Annotated in this window: 21 protein-coding genes; 13 read left to right on the top strand and 8 right to left on the bottom strand. The window is 46.6% G+C overall.

Annotated elements, in window-relative coordinates:
- Window positions 1–183 precede the first annotated feature (183 nt).
- Genes L5L97_RS13945 through L5L97_RS13935 form a run of 3 tightly spaced genes read left to right on the top strand, consistent with a single transcriptional unit; the run spans window position 184 to window position 2560 of the window.
- Window positions 184–1674 (top strand): SulP family inorganic anion transporter, encoded by a 1491-nt coding sequence (locus L5L97_RS13945; protein WP_263182429.1) that lies wholly within the window; start codon window positions 184–186, stop codon window positions 1672–1674.
- A gap of 32 nt (window positions 1675–1706) precedes the next feature.
- On the top strand, window positions 1707–2135 hold the full coding sequence (locus L5L97_RS13940; protein WP_263182427.1) for a universal stress protein: 429 nt from the start codon (window positions 1707–1709) through the stop codon (window positions 2133–2135).
- Window positions 2136–2164: 29 nt separating this feature from the next.
- The gene (locus L5L97_RS13935) at window positions 2165–2560 is read left to right on the top strand and encodes a universal stress protein (protein WP_263182426.1); all 396 of its coding nucleotides are present in this window, start codon (window positions 2165–2167) and stop codon (window positions 2558–2560) included.
- Between the two features lie 147 nt (window positions 2561–2707).
- Here L5L97_RS13935 and L5L97_RS13930 read toward each other — a convergent pair whose 3' ends face one another.
- The 4 genes from L5L97_RS13930 to L5L97_RS13915 all read right to left on the bottom strand — a co-directional run bounded on the left by L5L97_RS13930 (window position 2708) and on the right by L5L97_RS13915 (window position 5322).
- The gene (locus L5L97_RS13930; RefSeq protein ID WP_105250489.1) at window positions 2708–3292 is read right to left on the bottom strand and encodes a YSC84-related protein; all 585 of its coding nucleotides are present in this window, start codon (window positions 3290–3292) and stop codon (window positions 2708–2710) included.
- A gap of 152 nt (window positions 3293–3444) precedes the next feature.
- Window positions 3445–4359, bottom strand: a complete 915-nt coding sequence (locus L5L97_RS13925; RefSeq protein ID WP_198573245.1) for a hypothetical protein — start codon at window positions 4357–4359, stop codon at window positions 3445–3447.
- A 57-nt stretch (window positions 4360–4416) separates the two neighbouring features.
- Complete coding sequence (locus L5L97_RS13920) at window positions 4417–4815, bottom strand: nitrous oxide-stimulated promoter family protein (RefSeq protein WP_071940633.1); 399 nt, start codon at window positions 4813–4815, stop codon at window positions 4417–4419.
- Between the two features lie 147 nt (window positions 4816–4962).
- Window positions 4963–5322 (bottom strand): DsrE/DsrF/TusD sulfur relay family protein, encoded by a 360-nt coding sequence (locus tag L5L97_RS13915; RefSeq protein WP_263182424.1) that lies wholly within the window; start codon window positions 5320–5322, stop codon window positions 4963–4965.
- A 273-nt stretch (window positions 5323–5595) separates the two neighbouring features.
- Between L5L97_RS13915 and L5L97_RS13910 the strand changes: the two genes are divergently transcribed.
- The 7 genes from L5L97_RS13910 (at window position 5596) to L5L97_RS13880 (ending at window position 11177) form a co-directional block, all read left to right on the top strand.
- Window positions 5596–6432: a hypothetical protein gene (locus L5L97_RS13910; RefSeq protein ID WP_263182422.1), complete on the top strand. Its 837-nt coding sequence runs from the start codon at window positions 5596–5598 to the stop codon at window positions 6430–6432.
- A 143-nt stretch (window positions 6433–6575) separates the two neighbouring features.
- Window positions 6576–6887 (top strand): hypothetical protein, encoded by a 312-nt coding sequence (locus L5L97_RS13905; RefSeq protein WP_113941607.1) that lies wholly within the window; start codon window positions 6576–6578, stop codon window positions 6885–6887.
- A gap of 9 nt (window positions 6888–6896) precedes the next feature.
- Entirely contained in the window at window positions 6897–8351 is a 1455-nt protein-coding gene (locus L5L97_RS13900; RefSeq protein WP_263182420.1) for a protein adenylyltransferase SelO, read from the top strand.
- Window positions 8352–8364: 13 nt separating this feature from the next.
- A complete protein-coding gene (locus tag L5L97_RS13895) occupies window positions 8365–8697 on the top strand; it encodes a DUF3630 family protein (protein ID WP_263168403.1) in 333 nt (110 codons plus the stop codon).
- A 2-nt stretch (window positions 8698–8699) separates the two neighbouring features.
- Window positions 8700–9722 carry a serine/threonine protein kinase gene (locus L5L97_RS13890; RefSeq protein ID WP_263182418.1) on the top strand — a complete coding sequence of 341 codons (1023 nt, stop codon included), beginning with the start codon at window positions 8700–8702 and terminating at the stop codon, window positions 9720–9722.
- Between the two features lie 129 nt (window positions 9723–9851).
- The gene (locus tag L5L97_RS13885) at window positions 9852–10460 is read left to right on the top strand and encodes a thiol:disulfide interchange protein DsbA/DsbL (protein WP_173248033.1); all 609 of its coding nucleotides are present in this window, start codon (window positions 9852–9854) and stop codon (window positions 10458–10460) included.
- Between the two features lie 504 nt (window positions 10461–10964).
- Window positions 10965–11177: a DUF1107 domain-containing protein gene (locus tag L5L97_RS13880; protein WP_006083486.1), complete on the top strand. Its 213-nt coding sequence runs from the start codon at window positions 10965–10967 to the stop codon at window positions 11175–11177.
- Here L5L97_RS13880 and L5L97_RS13875 read toward each other — a convergent pair.
- On the bottom strand, window positions 11174–11395 hold the full coding sequence (locus L5L97_RS13875) for a cell division protein ZapB (RefSeq protein ID WP_006083484.1): 222 nt from the start codon (window positions 11393–11395) through the stop codon (window positions 11174–11176). The genes L5L97_RS13880 and L5L97_RS13875 overlap by 4 nt on opposite strands.
- Before the next feature lie 179 nt (window positions 11396–11574).
- Between L5L97_RS13875 and L5L97_RS13870 the strand changes: the two genes are divergently transcribed.
- Both L5L97_RS13870 and L5L97_RS13865 read left to right on the top strand, forming a co-directional pair.
- Complete coding sequence (locus L5L97_RS13870) at window positions 11575–13068, top strand: Na+/H+ antiporter NhaC family protein (protein WP_263182415.1); 1494 nt, start codon at window positions 11575–11577, stop codon at window positions 13066–13068.
- Window positions 13069–13149: 81 nt separating this feature from the next.
- Window positions 13150–13503 (top strand): RidA family protein, encoded by a 354-nt coding sequence (locus L5L97_RS13865; protein WP_263182413.1) that lies wholly within the window; start codon window positions 13150–13152, stop codon window positions 13501–13503.
- A gap of 162 nt (window positions 13504–13665) precedes the next feature.
- Here the strand turns inward: L5L97_RS13865 and L5L97_RS13860 are convergent, their stop codons facing one another.
- Window positions 13666–14007 carry a hypothetical protein gene (locus L5L97_RS13860; protein ID WP_263163947.1) on the bottom strand — a complete coding sequence of 114 codons (342 nt, stop codon included), beginning with the start codon at window positions 14005–14007 and terminating at the stop codon, window positions 13666–13668.
- 13 nt (window positions 14008–14020) lie between these two features.
- On the bottom strand, window positions 14021–14293 hold the full coding sequence (locus L5L97_RS13855) for a Rho-binding antiterminator (RefSeq protein WP_105251101.1): 273 nt from the start codon (window positions 14291–14293) through the stop codon (window positions 14021–14023).
- Between the two features lie 229 nt (window positions 14294–14522).
- On the opposite strand from L5L97_RS13855, the gene L5L97_RS13850 reads away from it, so the two are divergent.
- Window positions 14523–15614, top strand: coding sequence for a branched-chain amino acid aminotransferase (locus L5L97_RS13850; RefSeq protein WP_263182409.1), 1092 nt, complete (start codon window positions 14523–14525; stop codon window positions 15612–15614).
- Window positions 15615–15699: 85 nt separating this feature from the next.
- On the opposite strand, the gene L5L97_RS13845 is transcribed toward L5L97_RS13850, so the two are convergent.
- On the bottom strand, window positions 15700–20226 hold the full coding sequence (locus L5L97_RS13845) for an EAL domain-containing protein (RefSeq protein ID WP_263182485.1): 4527 nt from the start codon (window positions 20224–20226) through the stop codon (window positions 15700–15702).
- Window positions 20227–20261: the final 35 nt, after the last annotated feature.

Raw genomic sequence — 20261 nt, 5'->3', positions numbered from 1 at the left:
TTAAGATCCGTCCTTAGTCGCTACCGACTCGGTAGTTGTTTTGCTGTACCCCATACCCATAATCCCAACTGCATTTCGTCAGCTTGACGCATAAGTACCTTATTGGCTATGCGCTGACATTTGAGTCAAGTGTTGATATTAGCTATTGGAAGATATGATTAAATTTCAATCAGAGTGAGTGACATGATACAAACCATGAAAAAAGAGTGGTTCTCCAACATACGCGGAGATCTGTTAGCCGGTATTGTGGTTGCACTGGCGTTAGTCCCTGAGGCTATTGCCTTTTCTATTATTGCAGGCGTCGATCCTAAGGTCGGCCTGTATGCTTCATTCTGTATCGCAGTGGTCATCGCGTTTACAGGTGGCCGTCCTGGTATGATCTCTGCCGCAACGGGTGCTATGGCGTTGTTGATGGTGACCTTAGTGAAGGAACACGGCCTCGAGTATTTACTCGCGGCGACCCTATTAACTGGTGTGCTGCAAATTGCCGCGGGTTACTTAAAACTAGGAAGCTTGATGCGTTTCGTCTCCCGCTCTGTGGTGACAGGCTTTGTGAATGCGCTGGCGATTCTGATCTTTATGGCCCAGTTGCCCGAACTGACCAATGTGACTTGGCATGTATATGCGATGACGATTGCAGGTCTTGGTATTATCTACTTATTCCCACTTATCCCTGTGATTGGTAAATCCTTACCTTCGCCTCTCGTGTGTATTGTCGGATTAACGCTGTTTGCGGTTTATATGGGGTTAGATATTCGTACTGTCGGTGACATGGGACAACTACCTGATACTTTGCCTATTTTCCTCTGGCCTGAAGTGCCATTGACCCTTGAAACTCTGATGATCATCTTCCCTTATTCGGCCGGCCTTGCCGTGGTGGGTTTGCTGGAATCTATGATGACCGCCACCATAGTCGATGACTTAACCGATACCCAAAGCGATAAAAACCGCGAGTGTAAGGGCCAAGGTATTGCCAATATTGGCGCGGGCTTAATGGGCGGTATGGCCGGTTGCGCTATGATTGGTCAGTCGATCATCAATGTTAAATCGGGTGGTCGCGGACGGTTATCGACCTTTTCAGCGGGGGTATTTCTACTCATATTGATCGTATTCCTCGGCGAATGGTTAAAGCTCATCCCTATGGCGGCACTGGTTGCCGTGATGATCATGGTGTCTATCGGTACTTTCTCTTGGGATTCAATTCGTAATCTTAAGCATCATCCAATATCAACCAACCTTGTGATGGTGGCGACCGTTGCTGTGGTGGTCGCTACCCATAACTTAGCTATGGGAGTATTTGTGGGGGTATTACTCGCGTCCCTGTTCTTTGCTAATAAAGTGGGCCGTTTTATGGTGGTTAAGAGTGTAACGGCTGCTGCCGACGCAGGTCGCCATTATCAAGTTATTGGGCAAGTCTTTTTTGCCTCAGCAGATAAGTTCAGTAATTCATTTGATTTTAGGGAAGTGGTTGATAAGGTGACTATCGACTTATCTCAAGCGCATTTCTGGGATATTACTGCGGTATCGGCCCTAGACAAGGTAGTGATTAAATTCCGTCGAGAGGGAACTGAAGTGGAGTTGATTGGCCTTAACCAAGCCAGTGCAACCATAGTCGATAAATTTGGGGTGCACGATAAGCCTGAAAACGTTGAAAACATGATGTCTGGTCACTAAGCCCTTAGCAACACAGTAAAAGGAAAATAACGATGACAAATGTGATTGCCTGTATCGACGGTTCAAAAGTGACACTCGCCGTATGTGACGCCAGTAGCTGGGCCGCTCAGCAACTGGATGCCCCAGTAACTCTATTGCATGTATTGGATAAATCAGCATACCCAACTGAAACGAATTTATCAGGGAATATAGGTTTAGGTACGCGAGAGCATTTGCTTGCTGAAATGGTTGAGCTTGAAGCGCGTCGAGGCAAACTCGCACTTGAACAGGGTAAGTATATGCTGCAAGAAGCAAAAATCCGCGTTGTTGAGAAGCAGCCTAGCAGAATGGTTGCAACCTTGCAGCGTCACGGCGATTTAGTCGAAACCCTGCTAGAGCAAGAATCCCATGCCAGATTGGTGGTGATGGGGGCCAAGGGGAGCAGCATCAAGATCAAGCGCAGGCCATTGGCAGTCATTTAGAAAATGTCATTCGCACGCTTAAGCAGCCTATGTTAGTGGTGATGGACGAGTTTACTGCACCGACTCGATTTATGATCGCCTATGATGGCAGCATTACTGCGAAAAAAGCCCTTAATCAAGTGCTAACGAGTCCACTTTTAAAAGGGCTTGAATGTCATTTAGTGATGGTGTCTGATGATCAATCGCTGGCGACAGCTGAACTGGCGTTGGTGGCTGAATCTCTGATTGCGGCGGATTTCAATGTGGTTACCGCCGTTTGTCAGGGAGAAGTGCAAACGGCCCTTGAGATCTATCAACTTGAGCATCAAATCGATCTTATGGTGATGGGCGCCTATGGTCATTCGCGTATTCGGAAGTTTTTTGTGGGGAGTAACACCACAAGGATGATCAGTAAAAGTCATATCCCCTTGTTATTACTTCGCTAGGTTAAATATACATTTCAACTTATTTTGCTCAATTCTAATGACTTGGTTTTAGTTAGAACATCTGAGTCAGAAGCTTGAGGTAATCATTTAAGAAAAAACGGCGAGCATTTAGGCTCGCCGTTTGATATCACAGCCGAATGGCTCGTCTTAGTTAGCTTTAGGCTCAAAGCTAAAGGCTTGACCCGCAAGAGCGGCTTCAAACATTAAGCCGCCTTTTGCTGCGGTAAATACTGCCATACCGTTGATATAAGAGCCGCTCGCCGAGCGATTACCACCTGATTGGCCTGCGCCTGCTGAGTTGCCTGTGGTTCCTGCTTGAGCGCTTGCTCCCATGTTGATGGCAACTGCCGACGCTTGGGCATCAAACTCGAAACTGCCGCTCGTGAAGGCTTCATAGGCTTTGGCATCTTTAAAGAAGATGATCTCGCTGTAGGCTTGTCCACCTAATTGAAAACCGATGGATAATTGAGTCAGACTCGAATCACCCATATAGGCACCGCCTTGGTAGACTCGGCCTTTGCCATAGGCTGCACCGATCCCAATTCCGCCTTTACCCACAGTTGGGAATAAAGCATAGCCATAGGCTGTGTCGAAAAATTTACTGGTTTCTTTCGCTTTTTGGAAATTGACTACAGCCTGATCGTAGCTTTCATCTGCATGTACAGTTGGGGCAGCAAATAGGCTCACAATAAGGCATGTTGATGCCGCAATGGCTGTTAAAAATGATTTCATGGTAACGCCTCTTCAAGTCTTTAGTTGTTCCAGACTAGCCTTTATCGACACAAATGACAGCCAAAAGTGACATATGTGTCAGCTTAGGTTCAGTGTTCGACTTAATGGTTGGAGTGATATTGGTGGTGATGATTGGAGTGCAGTTTCGCCAATTAGTTCTTAGGTGGCGAAGAACCTTGGTTTTTTTCTGCATCGTCCTGCTGAACTTGATGCAAAAATTCATACTCCTCTGGGGTGAGAATATTTTCAATGACGAGTGGGCGTTGCTCTAACTCTGGTTCGGCCATGCGGCCTTTTAAGTAGGCAGAGCGGGTGATTTGCTTTAGCCCATACACCGCCAGCATATACATGCTCAGTAGTAAGGTCAGCCTTGGCAATGCGTGGGAAAGTAGCGATAGATTATCACCAAGATAGAAAGGCAAAATCACCACAAATACGCGGATTAACCAATTCAACAACATGGCCAAGGTCAAGCTTATCAGCCAACGAAACCGAATGGTGCCGAGCGCCTCTTGGGTTTGGGTGACATCTCTTTGATTGCGCTTATGTCGACGAAACAACATCCACAGCGCGATAAAGTAAAAACAGGTTTGTACAGATAACAGCGCTGGGAGTAGAGCGCCCCATTGGCTGATACTCATTTCTTTAAGCATCAGAGCTATGGGTTGCCACTCGTTAATGGGATGCGCAGTTAATCTTAGGGCAATATCTAAAATGGCGAAAACTAATGTGAATGCAGATGGCCAGTAATGCTTTGAAAACCCTAGCGGTTTATTGGTTGGTGCTAAACTGCGTTTGCAATAGAGATAGAGCAAAGGCATGAGCAAAAAATAGATAGGGTTAATCAGATTGAATAGGATATGAATGGGAATTGGACTGTTATCGCGGTTCAGCATACCCGTGAGGAAGTATAGAGCAATAAGACTTAAGAAAGCGGCGAGGAGTTTTTGGTTAGCGTCTGGGTGATAAAAATAGCGAATATAAATAGCTAACGCGAGGCAATGTACGCCTCCAAATAATGACAACCACCAGTAAGCTTGAGTGAAAAAACTATGAAACTCGTTCATATGCGATACCTCGAGCCCTGTTATATCAAGGAAATCGGCTCGGTAAAAGTATCGCCGTTAGTTTTTCTGTTGGCTTGCTATGCGCTGATGACGATTTGAAGCCGCCTCGGGCACAACGCTGGGAACGGGAATGCGTTCCGCGAGTAAGTGTTTGATTGCACGAACGGGATGCGGTAATAACATCCGTGGACCAGAAAAGATCATGATCTCTTTGACGATTTGTTTCTGCGCGGGTTTGTAGCAATGCACTGGGCATTTATTACAAGTGGGTTTGTTTTGTCCGTAGGGGCAGCGATCTAGGCGTGTTGCGGCATAATCCAATAACTCAATGCAATCTGCACATAGGCTCGTCGCGTCTTGGCCTTGGTGTTTCGCCTTGCAATAAATTGTCACCATTGCGGCAATGGTTTGGTGTTCGTACAGGAGTTTGCCCGTAAGCAGTGTGGCTGTGCCCATTGGAATACCTTAGCTTGTCACTCGGATATCCCATCATAGGCAGTGAAATTGGCGCTGACAAAACGAAAGCGCCAATTTATGAAGGTGCGCACAAAATGGGGCTTTAAATAATCCAACTATCCCCAATGTCACACCTAAAAATAAACCTTAGATATGCATCACTTTGTCGGCGGCCAGTGTCCAGCGAGTTAAATCTTGCAGTGTGCCTATATATGCACCTTCGATAATCATTTCTGCAGTGACGCCTCGTGCTTGAGCGCAGGTCTTGCAAAGTAGAATCGGAACTTGCTGTGCGCAGAGAATTTCAAACATCTGCTGCAGGTTGTAGCTTAAGTCAGGTGTGGTTTGATTTTTGAGTGCGCCAAACACGGCATCTGACATGAGAAAAAGTTTAAGATCGACCGCTTGCTCGTCCTGATCCTTCAGGGCTAATGCGATGCGTAAGCTATTAAATAGCTTTTCTGTCCCGTAAGGGCTGGCATGGGCCACGATAAGAATACTTTGCATCAGGTTTTCCTTATGTTTGTTATAAGCAGGTGGATGGGGGGATTAGGGAACTCGATTGTGCCAGTCTAGCGCAATTGGCTATAACTATTTGAGCGCAAGATCGTATAAAAAGGCATAAATACTTGATTTGCACCGACACAATGGACTTTAATAGCGGTTAATCTCTGCTCAATTTTTAGCTAGACTCGGTTGCCATGGACACAGTCCTGATGGACGTTGGCAAACCCATTGACACGGCTTCTGATGAGAAGCGGCCATCAAAGGTGAACAAGAATGAAGATCTTAGTCGTATTTATACTGATTGCTGTCGGGGTGTTTTTATTCCTTCGCGCGCAGCGATTGGCGAAAGAAGAACAAGAGGCGATGAAACCCAAGTCGACCTCGGTAAAACCTGTAGTTCCCACCGAAGAGGCACCTATTTTCTCCGCTGTTGAGCCCGAGCGTGTAGAACCTGAGCCAGTTAACAGGGTTGAGGATACTGGTGTGGCTGAAGTAGAGCCAGTTATCGAAGTTGAAGCCGAATTAATGCCCCGTGAGACCGAAAGCCCTGCGAGCATTTCGGTGGCGCTAGACACAGATATCATCGAAGTCGATATTCCTGCGGCCCATAATGAAGAGGCGGTGATCATTTTAGGCACCACGCCTGCAGATGAACAAGATGACGTTAAGACTGAAGCAGAGCCAGCATCGAACACACGTTCTGAGGTCGGTGCGCCAGGGGCTTGGGCGAATGTGACTTTAGTTCGGGCCTTTGAGGAGTATCAAGGAGCGACGTCAGCCAGTGCTCGCTATACCGCGCTGCAAAATATGATTGCTGAATGCTACAAACAGCGTAAATCGGCGGATTACCTTAACTATGGTGCTCAATTAGCGGAAGAGTATATTGCACTGTTCCAAGCGGCTAGCGCCGAGCAAGGCAAAGATACTGAGCTTAAATCTTCCGGTTTCCTGCATTTAGCCACCTTGCTAAATGATACCCAAGCCTTCGATGCCGCCATTGTCATCTGTCGTAAAGCACTTGAGCTTGGGCTGAGCGATGGCACTGTCACTGGCTTTGAGGGCCGAATCAACCGGATTGAGAAAGCACAGACTAAAGCAACCACGGCTTGATATGTCGTAGGGAGCGCTTAGCGGGTAAACCCTTAGTCGAAAAGCGGTTATTTCCCTCGTCTAAGCAGTGTAGAATCCCTGCTAACTGAATGCGCAAAAGGCGAACTAAGGTTCGCTTTTTTTATGGGCTTAATAGGGGAAAAATGAAACTAAGCTATGCCTTACCGAATGTCTTATTCGGGCTTGGATTATTGCTACTCAGTGGCTGTACTAAAACCCCAGAATGGACCCTATTTTATTATCCCGATGTGAGTGCCATTCCGGTGACACCTTTGCAGGCCGAAGATATTAATGGTTACTACGATACTCTAGAGCAATGCCAGAGCAAGGCTCATGGTATGCAACGCCTAAGTCGTTCTGGCGTGAGTGGTTTTGGCCTTGGATCTTATCAATGTGGGCACCTATGTGAGTTCGACGATAAGTCGGTGCTGGTTTGCAAGACCATGAGCCAATAGGTGGACAAGATGAAGTTTAAACAGGATTTTTTTACTCAGCTGCCTGAGTTTTACTCGCAAGTATATCCACAAGGGATAACTAAGCCTGAATGGCTGGCATGGAGTAATGACGCCGCCCAATTGATAGGCTTAAGTCAACCCACCGATGAGCTGTTATTGGGCTTATCTGGCAATGCTGCCGTCGATGGCGCGACTTACTATGCCCAAGTCTATAGTGGCCACCAATTTGGCGGTTACACGCCGCGCTTAGGGGATGGACGTTCGATCATTTTAGGTGAAGCGATTGGTCCACATGGCGCATGGGATGTCGCTCTTAAAGGCGGCGGTCCGACGCCTTATTCGCGCCGTGGTGATGGCCGTGCTGTGATGCGCTCCGCAGTGCGCGAGTTTTTAGTCTCTGAGGCGCTGCATCATCTGCATGTGCCGACGACCCGCGCCTTGGCTGTGATTGGCTCTGACTTGCCCGTATGGCGCGAGAGCCAAGAAACCGCAGCCATTACCGTACGTTTAGCCCGTAGCCATATTCGTTTCGGTCATTTCGAGTTTTTCTGCCACAGTGAGCGCGGCCGTGCCGATAAGCTGACTCAATTACTCAACTTCACTATTACTCAGCACTATCCCCATTTGAGTTGTGATGCCGCAGGTTATAAAGCGTGGTTTTTACAGGTAGTGCAAGATACCGCTAAGATGATTGCCCACTGGCAGGCGGTCGGTTTTGCCCATGGCGTGATGAACACAGACAATATGTCGATTCTAGGTGACAGTTTTGACTTCGGTCCCTTTGCGTTCCTCGATACATTCCAAGAAGACTTTATCTGTAATCATTCTGATCCCGAAGGTCGCTATGCCTTTGGTCAGCAGCCGGGCGTCGGTTTGTGGAACTTGCAACGTTTAGCACAGGCGCTCACACCAGTGATCCCATCCGATGACTTAATTGCCATTCTTAATCAATACCAAGAGGCGCTAGTGCAGCCTTATTTGCGCTTGATGCGGGCAAAACTAGGTCTATCAGCAGTTGATGTTTCGTCGGTAGAGCAGGACAAACAGGATCTCGAACTTATAGGTCGATTTACTGTGCTGATGGAGAAAAATCAACTCGATTACACTCAGACTTGGCGTCAATTAGGCAAGTTAGATCCAACCAGCAAACACAGTGCGCTGCGGGATGACTTTATCGATGTCAGTCAGTTTGATGCTTGGTATCAAGCCTATCAACAGCGATTGGGCGCGGTGGCTGATATCCCTGCGTGGCAAACTGAGCGCAATAGTGTGAATCCCAAATATATTTTGCGTAACTATTTAGCCCAAGAGGCGATAATCGCGGTGGAAGAGGGTAATCTTGCGCCGCTGCATTTGCTGCAAAAAATCTTAACTCAGCCCTTTGCCGAACACGCAGAGCATGAAGACTTGGCCAAGCGTCCGCCGGACTGGGGCCAAGGTTTGATCATGTCATGTAGTAGTTGATGGGATAACAAGCATGAAATTATCAAGTACGCATTTAAAAGCCATGAGCTTAGATACCATTAGCTTAGATAAAAGTGCCTTAAGTTTAGCGGTCAGTGCGGATATCGATTTTGATCGTTTCGCCGACTTTGCCGAACCCTTAGCCGCGGCGCTAGATTGCACTGTGCGCGAGCGTCAGTGGGGTGCCGACAGGCATCAATGGTTATTAGAATTTGAAGGCAGCCAGTTATGGCTCAATTATGAGTTTTACGGCAACATTTGCTGGCTCTCGACCGAACGAGAAGCCGATTTTGAGGTGCTGGAATACTTAGCCACTTTGCTGCAACCTCACCTAAGAGTGAACTGAATATGAGTCAGAATATGACGCCACCAACCACGAGTTCTAGCGGCGCAGAGTTCCATTTTCAAGCCCTAACACCGGATTTGATCTTAGATGCGATCGAAAGTCTGGGCGTGTACCCAGAAACGGGCTTACTCGCGCTGAACAGTTACGAGAACCGCGTTTATCAGTTCCGTAGCGATGAAGGGCTGCGTTATGTGGTGAAGTTCTATCGCCCAGATCGTTGGAGCGATGCGCAGATCCAAGAGGAACATGATTATGCGCTCGCACTCGCGGCAGAAGATATCCCGATTGCCGTACCTGTAATTATCGAAGGCCATACGTTACACAAGTACCAAGGTTATCGATTTACCCTGTTTCCTTCCTTGGGTGGTCGCGCCTTCGAAGTCGATAATTTAGAGCAGCTGGAATTAGTGGGTCGGTTCATCGGTCGTATACATCAGTACGCGGCGCAAACGGTATTTGCTGAACGTGAACCGCTGAATCCGCAGATTTTAGGCGCCGAGCCGCTCGCGTGGTTAAAGCAATCTAATCTGGTGCCTAATAGCCTACGCTTGCCGTTCTTTACCGTAGTAGAGCAGGTGTTGGCAAAGGCGAATGCGATTTGGGATCGCCAAGATTTTGCGGCCATTCGTTTACACGGCGATTTACACCCAGGCAATATTTTGTGGACGCCAGACGGTCCCGGATTCGTCGATTTAGACGATGCTCGCATGGGACCGGCGATTCAAGATTTATGGATGATGCTGACCGGGGATAGAGCGCAGCAACTGATGCAGTTTGAGATCTTACTCGAAGCCTATGAAGAATTTTGTGAGTTTGATACAAGGCAGTTAGCCTTGATTGAACCGCTGCGGGCGCTGCGTATGGTGCATTACAACGCGTGGATTGGCCGTCGCTGGGACGATCCGGCCTTCCCGATGAACTTCCCTTGGTTTGGGGATGAAAAGTATTGGGAACAGCAGATTTTGGCGTTCAAAGAGCAATTATTTGCCCTTAGCGAACCACCACTGAGCCTAGTGCCGTATTAGCATTGAGCAAAATATGATTTCACAGACGTATCTTGTGACATTAGATTGAACTCTTAAGCTTGAGTTACACTCAAAAAATGGAATATGTTAGTCTCCAGCCCATTTATCAAAATGATTTAAGGAATTTTCATGAAAAAAGTATTACTCATGGCCGCGGCTCTGTTACTGGCGCCACTGGCAGTATCGGCTGTGGAATACCAAGAAGGTGTGCATTACACAGTGATTAACGATGGCCCAGCAACAGCGAAGCCTGAGATTACTGAGTTTTTCTCTTTCTATTGTCCGCATTGTTTTACTTTCTCTAAAACCGTAGTGCCAAAAATTCTCGCCGATAAGCCAGAAGGCGTTGCGTTTAACCAAGCACACGTTGATTTTATCGGCAAAGAGATGGGGGTTGAAATGTCACGCGCATTTGCAGTCGCACATCAGTTAAACGTCGATGAGAAAATGGATGCGGCGTTATTCTCTGCTATTCATGAGAAGAAACAGCATTTTACTAATCGCGATGATGTTCGTGCTGTGTTTATTGCTAACGGTGTCGATGGTAAAACCTTCGATGCGGCTGCAGAGTCTTTCATGGTAAAGGCGCAAATGGCAAAGATGAAGCGTGATACTGAAAACGCTAAGCTGACGGGTGTACCTGCTCTGGTTGTTAACGGTAAGTACCGTGTTGAAACAGGGGCAATCAAATCCTACGACGAGCTGTTAGAAATTGCTTTCTACCTAGCAAAAAAATAGTTCGATAGGCGTTACCCGCACTGCTGTCATATGAGCGGATGATAATGCTGTATCGATTGCATGTTAAAGAGAGCCTAAGGGCTCTTTTTTATTGGGGCGGTTGGTAACAACAAGGCAAATAAAGCTTTGATAGGGATCTTAACGTACTGAGTGGGCTTCTGTAGGCTAGTCGTTTGAACTTATTGAATAAAGACGAGGCAAAAAATGGGCAAAAAAAACCGTACTTCTTGTAAAAGAAAGTACGGACTTGAGCCAGAGGACTCATTTTTACCCTGAGTAACGCTAATAATTTAGCAGAGTGTCAAAAAATTGGCAAGTGACATTATTATGGCGATCTTCTTTTTTACTCACAGGGTGACATATTCATAGTTTAACTAAATCAAACGATTAAGTATTTTTGGCGATAAAAGATGAAAAATACCACTCTAACGATGAAACTCAAGTGGCAAAGCTTCTGTCAAACAACTGTAATCAATAACAACAAGAATGCTTGTAGGTGGTCATATGAGAGTTTTTCCTGTCTACGCACCTAAGCTTATCGTTAAGCACGCGCGTATTTTTCTCACTGGTGTTATTTGGGTTAAAGATTTAGGACGATTGGAATTTGAGAAGGGACGGTTTTTACTGCCAAGAAAAAGCCTGCCAAAAGTGAAGCAGGCTATTTTAGAATTGAACGAACTGATCGAAGCGCAGCATCATCAAACTAATGCAGTTTAGATTTCGCTGTTTAACAAGCCAACAAGGCCAGTCACTTTTTCGTTCCAAGAAGTGAGTTCTTCTTGTAGTTGCTGGTTTTGCGCATTCAATTGTTGATTGTGCTCACTCAGCGTAGACGCTTTTTGCTTCTCTTCTTCAAGCTCCATTTTTAGAAGCTCGATAGTTTCGAGTGCAGCCTGGATTTTGGTTTCCAGTTTGGACAGTAATTCAAGGCTCATCTGGAGAGTCCTATGGTTTCTGGATGGGACTGTGATTCTAGCAGTGCCTAGAACTTAAGGAATAGCGATTCTTGCCGTTTGGTTAAAAAACACCCTATTACTGGGTTCTAAATTAAGTTTTTTTGCATTTGTTATTAACTCGTTAGTATTCTTGGTTTTATTTTTTATCGGAATGGTCCATGTCGCCTAGTCTGCTCGCCATACTCCCGTTACTGTTGACCTTAACCTTAGCCCTGTTTTTACGCCGCACGCTGGTGGCGTTAGGCGTTGGTATCGTCTCTGGCGCCCTATTGATCGCCCAATTTGACCCGCTGCAAACGGGGTTGTATTTGCTTGATATCGGTGTAAAACAATTTTATGCCCAAGGTGCTTGGCAAGCGTGGCATCTCAATGTGCTGTTCGCCATGTTACTGCTCGGTAGCATGACGCAATTGTTAGCACGTGGCGGTGCCGTGGGTCAGTTTGGCGATTGGCTGTATAGCCGTATTCGTACTGAGCGTCAGGCGCGTCTTGGGGTCGTATTTCTTGGTTGGTTAGTGTTTATCGATGGGATTTTCAGTTGTCTTGCTGTCGGCCATGTGTGTCAGCCGCTCAGCCAGCGTTATGGTATTCGCCATGAGCAGCTCGCCTATTTAGTTGATTCCAATGCTTCGCCTTTATGCGCGCTATTGCCTTTCTCCAGTTGGGGCCCTTATGTGATGGCGCTTATCGTGGGGATCAGCTTTTTGCCCGTGTCGCCGCTGGAAGCCTTTATTGAGGTGGCCTTATTTAACTTTTACGCCATAGTGACCTTAGGCTTGTCCGTGCTCGTCGCTTGGTATGGCGTAGGTTTTCACTCTTTTGTTGCTGCTACTGCTGTGGAATCCTCCAATACGGTCGAGGTTAAGGGAAATCCTTGGCTGCTCGCAATCCCTATGCTGACTCTGCTGTCTGCTTCAGTGGGATTAACTTTGTGGTCGGGGGCTCAGCAGGTCTCTTCTTGGGATGTGTCACTTTGGCTTGCTAAGGCTGATATTGGCGCTTCTATGCGCGATGCTTGTTTGTTGGCAACCTTAGTCACTCTTGCCATGTTAGGCTTGTCTGGGCGACGTTTAACGGCGTTAGTGGGGGATTTGAGCCACGGAGTTCGCATGATCGCCTTCGCCATTGCGATTTTACTCTGCACTTGGATGATTGGCGCTGTGCTCCAAGATCTTGGCGTCGCTAAATTGTTGGCTGCTTGGGCTAAGGCTTATCTTTCTCCGCACCTGCTGGTAGCGGGAATGTTTTTACTCTGCGCGATAATGGCTTTTGCGACGGGTTCAAGCTGGGGAACATTTGCAATTATGATCCCTATTGGCGCAGAGATTGCCCATAACTTGGATCCTCATTTGTTGTTACCTGTACTGAGCGCTGTGATGGCGGGGTCGGTTTTTGGCGACCACTGCTCGCCCATTTCAGATACCAGCGTGCTAAGTGCGACCAGCTCAGGTTGCGATCCCCATGACCATGTGGTGACTCAGTTGCCCTTTGCTTTGATCGCGGCATGTGCAGCCTTAGTCGGATTTCAATTAGTCAATTTAGCCGTGGCGACGCCGTTAGTGTGGCTGGCCGTGGTGAGCTGTAGCCTAGGATTATTTGCCTTGATGGCACGTTTTTATTCACCTTTGCCCAGATTCGTGGCGCAGACATAAAGCCTGTTTATCGTTAAAATAGCCGATTCGGTTCTTGCTGAGCCATTTATTTAAGTGCATCTGATTTAAGAGATTATCAATATGAGTATTACCCGTTTAGATGTAGGTACCCGCATGAGCAGTATAGTGATCCACCAAGGTACTGTGTATCTGTGTGGTCAAGTGGCGAAGGACAAGTGTCAAGGCATCACCGAGCAAACTGTCACTATGCTTGAGGAGGTCGATACCTTGTTAGCGCAGGCGGGGAGTTCGCGTGAGCATTTACTGTCAGTGACTATTTATCTGAAAGATATGGGTGATTATGATGCGATGAATGCGGTATGGGATGCTTGGATGCCTAAAGGCCATGCGCCAGCCCGCGCTTGTGTGCAAGCCGCTATTGCCGAGCCAGAATATTTGGTTGAAGTCTCTGTGATTGCGGCGGTTGCGGTTTAAGCGCTAAGCTATTTTTCGTCCAGTTAAGAAGCCTGTTTCGATCCCTATTTTGAATCCTGTCACCGAGTGTCATGACTCGGTGAAGTTTTTCCGCAATACACCTCGCTAACTAAACCTGTATTGTTCAGCAGGTCCACTCTCTTCTAACAAAACCCTTTAGCTTTAACCTAATAAGTATTCCATTAAATGTGCAGGGACAAGCGGCGGATGATCCCCATATTGTTCTGAGAGTGCGCTGGCGATAGTCTCAATATCTTGTTGGGCTAGGCCTTGTTCGATAATGGCAAACGCCCAAGGAGCCTCGGTTTTGAGTTTGAGGAAATAAGGCGTTTCGACAAATTGTGCGAGTGAGTAAGCGGAGCCTCCTAAACCATGCCCCCAACCTTCACTGACCTGAAAGGGTCTATCCAGATGTGCCATATCAAACTCAATGAGATGGGGGTATTGGCCGTTATGCCCACCGATCCAATGACCGATTTCAACCGATAAAATCATAGTTGCCATGTTATATCCTTTGCTAGGGTTGCTTGGCCGCAATGAGTACTCGGCTAAATTCAGCATTAGGCTCGAGGGGGGTGATGGCGGCGATATGGTCGAGTCTAAGGGATTGTTTAGTTTGTTGCAGTTGGATGATAAGCCACTCAGTTTTGTCGGCTCTTGTCTGCGTGGTGATAGCTTTACCTTGGCACTGGGTGCCATCAATAAGCTCAATGTTGAGTTGATAACCACGCAGACAGGCGAGTTCGAGATAGTCGTAGTGGGCGCAGGGGATCATTTTATAATCTGACATTGAATCATCTCATTGGGAGTTCGACCCTATTGTGGCAAAAATACTTGCCATTGGCATTAGGTGTGACCCAATGCGGATTGTTTTATCCTGTCTCTGAGGCCGTGTGAAAAGTTGAACCAAGCGTGTTAGCGAGTTTTTTATTTGCTTAGACCTTTAGATATGCGCGCCCCTCTTGACTTTATTCCTGTCGCTCCCTAGTCTGCTTGTTCAGTAATCAAGGTGGTATGCGATGGAAATAACTTACAATTTAAAACCTGCGTCCGAGCGCCGTACTGAGCAATTCAAGCCCGAGGGGAATGTGGGCTTTGGTAGCCTCAGAACCGATCATATGTTTTTGATGGATTATCATGATGGACAATGGTGCGATCCGCGCATCGTTCCTTATGGACCATTTGAAATGGCTCCGGGTGCAATGGCGTTGCATTATGGCCAGTCGATCTTCGAAGGCGCTAAAGCCTTTATGCATGAAGACGGCGAGATTTATACTTTCCGTATTAATAAGAATGCCGAGCGGATGAATCGCTCCGCCGATATCGTCTGTATTCCTAATATCGATGAACAAATGCAGATGGATGCGATCAATGCGTTGATCGATGTCGATCGCCTCTGGTTCCCGATGCAAGAAGGCGCGTGTCTGTATATTCGTCCCTTTATTTTTGCGACCGAAGACCGCCTCTCTGTGAGCCCAAGTTCGCGTTATACCTTCTGTGTGGTGTTAAGCCCAAGTGGCGCTTATTACGCGGCTGGCGTGAACAAAGGTATACGCTTGCTGATCAGCAAAACTTTCCATCGTGCTGTATCGGGTGGCACTGGCGCCTCAAAAGCCGCGGGTAACTATGCGGCTTCGTTGCGTGCGGGTAAAGCTGCGGCAGCCTTTGGTGCATCGCAAGTGTTATATCTCGATTCGACCAATCAACAGATTGAAGAAGCGGGCGCGATGAACCATTTCCACATTCTGAAAGATGGCACTGTGATTATTCCAACCTTCACAGATACTATTTTGAAGTCGATCACCTCGCAATCCATTATGGAATTGGGTGAGATGCTCGGTTGTGAAGTGCGCCAAGAGACTGTCATGCTTGATAAATTTATCGCTGATATTAAATCTGGTGAAATTATTGAGGCGGGTGGTTTTGGGACGGCGGCCGTGGTTTCTGCTGTAGGCTCCTACATTTTTGAAGATGGCCATGTTGTCACTGTCGGTAATGGTGAAGTGGGCGAGCATGTTCAGCGCATCTATAAACTGTATACCGAAATCCAAAAGGGCCATATTAAAGGTCCTGAAGGTTGGGTTAAGCGTGTTGAACGTTTAGCAAAGTAAGGAATTTGTGGTGATGTTTAAAGGCTCCTAGGAGCCTTTTTTATTGGCTGAATTTTGCGATGACATTTGTAGACTTCGCCTTAAATCAAAGTGGCTGTGGCTTAGATTGATTTTTGAGTAAGGTTAAACAATCTTCGGCATTTAAGGGTTTACTCAGTAAAAAACCTTGTACTTGATCGCAACCCTGCATCGCCAAGAAGTTGAGCTGTTCTTGGGTCTCTACGCCTTCGGCGACGACATTCAGTTCTAAGCTGTGAGCGAGGGCAATAATGGCGCTGGTGATGGCGGCATCGTCGGGATCGTTGGTGATGTCTCTGACAAATTCTCGATCGATTTTGAGTGTGTCTATCGGGAAGCGTTTGAGATAGCTTAGGCTCGAATAACCCGTACCAAAATCATCCACGGCTATGGTCAATCCTAGGGCCTTGAGTTTAGATAGGATGCTGACCGACTCCTGCGGATTGCCCATGATCATTGATTCAGTAAGCTCAAGCTCAAGGGATTGAGCCGGGAGACCTGATACGGCTAAAGCGACTTCGATGGTGGAGATAATGTCCGCCTTCAGTTGGCGAGCCGATAGGTTGATGGCAATAGTGATCCCGTTAAATCCTAGGCTATTCCATTCGGCTAATTGCTGGCAGGCGTGGTTGATCACCCAGTGGCCAATTTGAGTGATGATACCCGTTTCTTCCGCGAGTGGAATAAATTCCACAGGTGAAATAGGACCAAGTTCAGTGTGATACCAACGTAAAAGTGCTTCCAGTCCTGTGAGTGAACCATCTCGTAAACAGAATTTAGGTTGATAAACCAAGCTTAGTTCTTTGCGTTGGATAGCTTCCTTTAAACCACTTTCGAGTTGTACATGACGGGTGGCGATTTCATTCAACTTAGAGGTATAAAACTGAAAGTTATTTCGACCTGATGATTTTGCGTGGTACATGGCGGTATCGGCAAATTTAATCAGTGAGTCGGCATTGTCCGCATCGTTAGGGTATAAGCTGATACCTATTGAGGTCGAAATGGTCAGCGTTTTATCGTCCAATAGGAAGGGCGTTTGGAATGCTCTGAGTACTTTTTCTGAGATCAGGGTTGCGGCTTTTGTTTTCGCAACACCTTCTAAAATAATAGTAAATTCATCGCCACCTAAGCGTGCGACAGTATCGCCATCACGCACTGCATTTTGCAGTCGTCTTGCCACGGCTTTCAGTAACAAATCCCCGACATGATGACCCATAGAGTCGTTGATATGTTTAAAGCGGTCGAGGTCTAAGAACAGTAAGGCAACGATATTATTCGCTCTGTGCGCTTGAGTAATCGCGTGATTGAGCCTGTCTTGAAATAAGGTTCGGTTCGGTAAGCCAGTTAATGTGTCGAAGCTGGCGAGGAAACGCAGATCTTCTTCGGCTTTTTTCCGCTCTGTGATGTCGGTAAATACTGCAACGAAGTGACTGGTTTCGCCTTTGATATCGATCACTTGGTTGATTTCAAGCCAGACTAAAATGGCCTGACGTTGTTTATTGCGGATCCACAGTTCTCCGACCCAATGTTTGTGACGCAGTAGCTGTTGTTCAATTGTATTGAACAACTCTCGCTGTTGGCGACTAAAGGCTAAGTGAATGAAATGCTTGTCGGTTATTTGGCGTTCTGTGTACCCTGTAATGGCACAAAATGCTGGGTTGACCGAACGAATTCGATAATTTAATCCTCCCACTACAACGGCTTCGTTCATACTGTTAAGCACTTGTGATGACAGTACCAACTCGTTTTCAATCAGTTTGCGCGAGGTAATGTTACGGTTGGTCCCTGTCATGCGGATCGGATTATCTAGGCTATCTTTTTCCACCACTTTACCGCGGTCTAAAATCCATACCCAATTACCGGGGGAGCGTTCGACTCGGTACTCTGCTTCGAAGAAAGGCGAACGACCTTGAAGGTGTTCGTTAAGCTCAAATTTGAATCTTTCTCTATCCTCTGAGTGCATGCTCTCATGGGCTATATTGCTGCTATTCCAATGGGGGACTGAAGAATCCATATTGGTACGATAGACTCGATTTTCTGGTATGTTCCAGTCCCACATGCCATCGCCAGAGGCCCAAAGTGCAAGTTTGAGTCGCTCCTCTGAGGCGCGGATACTGGTTTCAAATTCGCGCTGTTGCTGGCGTTTTCTTTTACGCCAGATAATGATCCAAGCCAACAGCCATAGAGAGAGCAAGCTATAGAGGGCGTAGGCGAACTGAGTTCGATAGAAGGGCGCTTGTACATGAAGATCGACAGAAAGGGCGTAGTCACCTTGAGAGTTGTATTGCAGCCCATGGCGAACATGCAGTTGGTAGTGACCAGGATTAATATTGGTAAAGGTAATTTCATTACCTGTGGGGAGCTCATGCCACTCGTTATCAAATCCCTCAAGAAAATAGCTGAAGCGGTTTTTACCCGTATAGCTGAAATCCAATGAGGTCACCTCAAAACTGATCAGCTGATCGCTATAGTCCATTACTATGCTAGGTGGATGGCTCAAATCGAGAATAGTGTGCCCTTTACCCGCAATACTATAGCCAGTGAGTGCGACTTTAACATCGGGTCGTTGATCTGGAATTGACTTTGGATTGAAACGATTTATGCCATTAATGCCACCAAACCAGAGATCGCCATCGCTGTCTTCAAGTTTTACGCCACCGTTAAACTCCAGTGCTTGTAGCCCTTCTTGCTCATTAAATATGATGACACGATTGGTTTTAGGGTTTAGTTTGCCTATGCCCGCATTACTACTAAACCAAATGTTGTGTTCTTGATCCTCGAGTAAGGCATAGATGGTATCACTTGGTAATCCCTGATTGCGGGTATAGTGGCTAAAACCTGCATCGGCCTCTTGGGACGGTAACTTGCTGATCCCACCATGGGTGGCAAACCATACCTCGCCCGACTTTGTGACTAAAATATCGCGGACACGGTTGTTGATCAGGCTGTTTTTGTCTGAGGATTGATGGAAGTAGGATTTACCTGTACTTGTTTTCATATCCAGTTTAAGTAGGCCATCGAGAGTACCTATCCATAGCGTATCTTTGTGTGTTCTGAGGATTAAAAACTGGTTTTGTGCCGGATAGAAATTATCAATATGTGCCAATGAGATAAAAGTAAATTCATCGGTATCTATCGCCTTACGGTAGAGAGCATTGGTTGTTGCCACCCAGAGGCGACCTTGCTCATCAATATCTAAACTACGGATATAATTGGTTTCTGAACCTTGATCAGTGCGTTCTGTCACCTTGAGTAACTGGAAGTGGCCATCTAGCGCCAGTCGACCTAACCCATAGTTAGTGGCAAACCAAAGCACGCCATTTTTGTCTTGGTCTATATCTCGCAGGATAAGATTCAAGTTGCGTTGATGCATCCCTAAGGCGTTAGCAAAGAGCTCCGTGTAGTGTTCATATTTTCCATTGGCCAACATGCGTTTCAGCCCAGCACCTTCGGTGCCTATCCATAGCGCATTATCTTGGCTGCGGAACAAGGTGCGAATGTTGTTACTTTGTTGCGACAGGTTAGGGGTGGATTCGTAAATATGCTGAAAATACTGACGACGGGTATTAATTTTATCTAGACCAGAATAACTGGCACCTAACCATAAATTGCCAAAGGGATCTTGCAGTAAGCTCAGTATGTTATTTTCACTAATACTGTTGGTACGCTTAGGATCATACCTGTGGTAGGTCGCAGTAAATGCCTTATCGTTTCTCTCGAGTTGAATAAGACCAGCTTCTGGCCCAACAACCCAAAAGTCACCCTGCTCAGTTTGGATAAAATCTTTAATGTAAGGCACATTATCGTCTGTCTGCCAGAGGATTTCGCCCTGTTGTGAGGCCAAGTTGTAATGCCATAATTGCTCTCCCAGAGCTAAAGTGATCGCATTAGCGGAATGTGCCCTAATTTGATGTGCAGTGAGATTCTGCGGGACATTTAAGCGAGTGATAGTATTGGCACTGACAGCAAAGGTGCCGCTATCTTGTGTTCCTGCCAGCAGATAAGTGTCTTCAACATTGGCTAAGCTGGTGATGTGGGGTTGAACACTATTACCTAAGTTCACTTGGGTAATGCGTTTGGTTTTGGTCGATAGGGAAAATAGTCCTGCTTTAGTACCAATCCAGAGTGTATTGCCTACAACGCTGAGTTTGGTTGTGCGCGGATCGGTAAGCCCTTGTTCTTGGCCAAAGTGTTCAAAGGTCCCTGTGCTCAAATCGAGTCGATTTACCCCTTGGCTGAAAGTCGAAACCCAGATATTACCTTCTGAGTCTTGAATAATGTCAGATACATAGCTCTCAGAAATACTCCTCGGATCATTGGGTGAATGGGGGAAAATATTGAAGCTGTGACCGTTATAAGCATGCAAACCATCTTGAGTGCCAATCCATAACATACCTGCATTGTCCATAAACAGGCTAGTAATCGTATTTTGGGTAAGGCCATCTTCACTGCGAATATGTTCAAATTTGAGCTGTGTAGAAGCCGCGCTCAATGGTTGAGCTAATCCATTGCACGAGATCCCCCACAAACTTAGGATAAAAAGCGTACTAAACATTAGCTTCTGGATTAGTTGACTCAAATTTTCCCCTACCAAAAACGGACCCATCCTGATTAGGTTTCTATTTAGTT

The organism is Shewanella sp. SM71 (assembly GCF_025653905.1).
GTDB lineage: Bacteria > Pseudomonadota > Gammaproteobacteria > Enterobacterales > Shewanellaceae > Shewanella > Shewanella oncorhynchi.
This window is presented reverse-complemented; position numbering and strand designations above follow the sequence as displayed.

Excerpts from the sequence above, each read along its gene's own strand:
- L5L97_RS13945 (WP_263182429.1), top strand. The coding sequence starts at position 184 with ATGATACAAACCATGAAAAAAGAGTGGTTCTCCAACATACGCGGAGAT.
- L5L97_RS13940 (WP_263182427.1), top strand. The coding sequence starts at position 1,707 with ATGACAAATGTGATTGCCTGTATCGACGGTTCAAAAGTGACACTCGCC.
- L5L97_RS13935 (WP_263182426.1), top strand. The coding sequence starts at position 2,165 with ATGTTAGTGGTGATGGACGAGTTTACTGCACCGACTCGATTTATGATC.
- L5L97_RS13930 (WP_105250489.1), bottom strand. The coding sequence starts at position 3,292 with ATGAAATCATTTTTAACAGCCATTGCGGCATCAACATGCCTTATTGTG.
- L5L97_RS13925 (WP_198573245.1), bottom strand. The coding sequence starts at position 4,359 with ATGAACGAGTTTCATAGTTTTTTCACTCAAGCTTACTGGTGGTTGTCA.
- L5L97_RS13920 (WP_071940633.1), bottom strand. The coding sequence starts at position 4,815 with ATGGGCACAGCCACACTGCTTACGGGCAAACTCCTGTACGAACACCAA.
- L5L97_RS13915 (WP_263182424.1), bottom strand. The coding sequence starts at position 5,322 with ATGCAAAGTATTCTTATCGTGGCCCATGCCAGCCCTTACGGGACAGAA.
- L5L97_RS13910 (WP_263182422.1), top strand. The coding sequence starts at position 5,596 with ATGAAGATCTTAGTCGTATTTATACTGATTGCTGTCGGGGTGTTTTTA.
- L5L97_RS13905 (WP_113941607.1), top strand. The coding sequence starts at position 6,576 with ATGAAACTAAGCTATGCCTTACCGAATGTCTTATTCGGGCTTGGATTA.
- L5L97_RS13900 (WP_263182420.1), top strand. The coding sequence starts at position 6,897 with ATGAAGTTTAAACAGGATTTTTTTACTCAGCTGCCTGAGTTTTACTCG.
- L5L97_RS13895 (WP_263168403.1), top strand. The coding sequence starts at position 8,365 with ATGAAATTATCAAGTACGCATTTAAAAGCCATGAGCTTAGATACCATT.
- L5L97_RS13890 (WP_263182418.1), top strand. The coding sequence starts at position 8,700 with ATGAGTCAGAATATGACGCCACCAACCACGAGTTCTAGCGGCGCAGAG.
- L5L97_RS13885 (WP_173248033.1), top strand. The coding sequence starts at position 9,852 with ATGAAAAAAGTATTACTCATGGCCGCGGCTCTGTTACTGGCGCCACTG.
- L5L97_RS13880 (WP_006083486.1), top strand. The coding sequence starts at position 10,965 with ATGAGAGTTTTTCCTGTCTACGCACCTAAGCTTATCGTTAAGCACGCG.
- L5L97_RS13875 (WP_006083484.1), bottom strand. The coding sequence starts at position 11,395 with ATGAGCCTTGAATTACTGTCCAAACTGGAAACCAAAATCCAGGCTGCA.
- L5L97_RS13870 (WP_263182415.1), top strand. The coding sequence starts at position 11,575 with ATGTCGCCTAGTCTGCTCGCCATACTCCCGTTACTGTTGACCTTAACC.
- L5L97_RS13865 (WP_263182413.1), top strand. The coding sequence starts at position 13,150 with ATGAGTATTACCCGTTTAGATGTAGGTACCCGCATGAGCAGTATAGTG.
- L5L97_RS13860 (WP_263163947.1), bottom strand. The coding sequence starts at position 14,007 with ATGGCAACTATGATTTTATCGGTTGAAATCGGTCATTGGATCGGTGGG.
- L5L97_RS13855 (WP_105251101.1), bottom strand. The coding sequence starts at position 14,293 with ATGTCAGATTATAAAATGATCCCCTGCGCCCACTACGACTATCTCGAA.
- L5L97_RS13850 (WP_263182409.1), top strand. The coding sequence starts at position 14,523 with ATGGAAATAACTTACAATTTAAAACCTGCGTCCGAGCGCCGTACTGAG.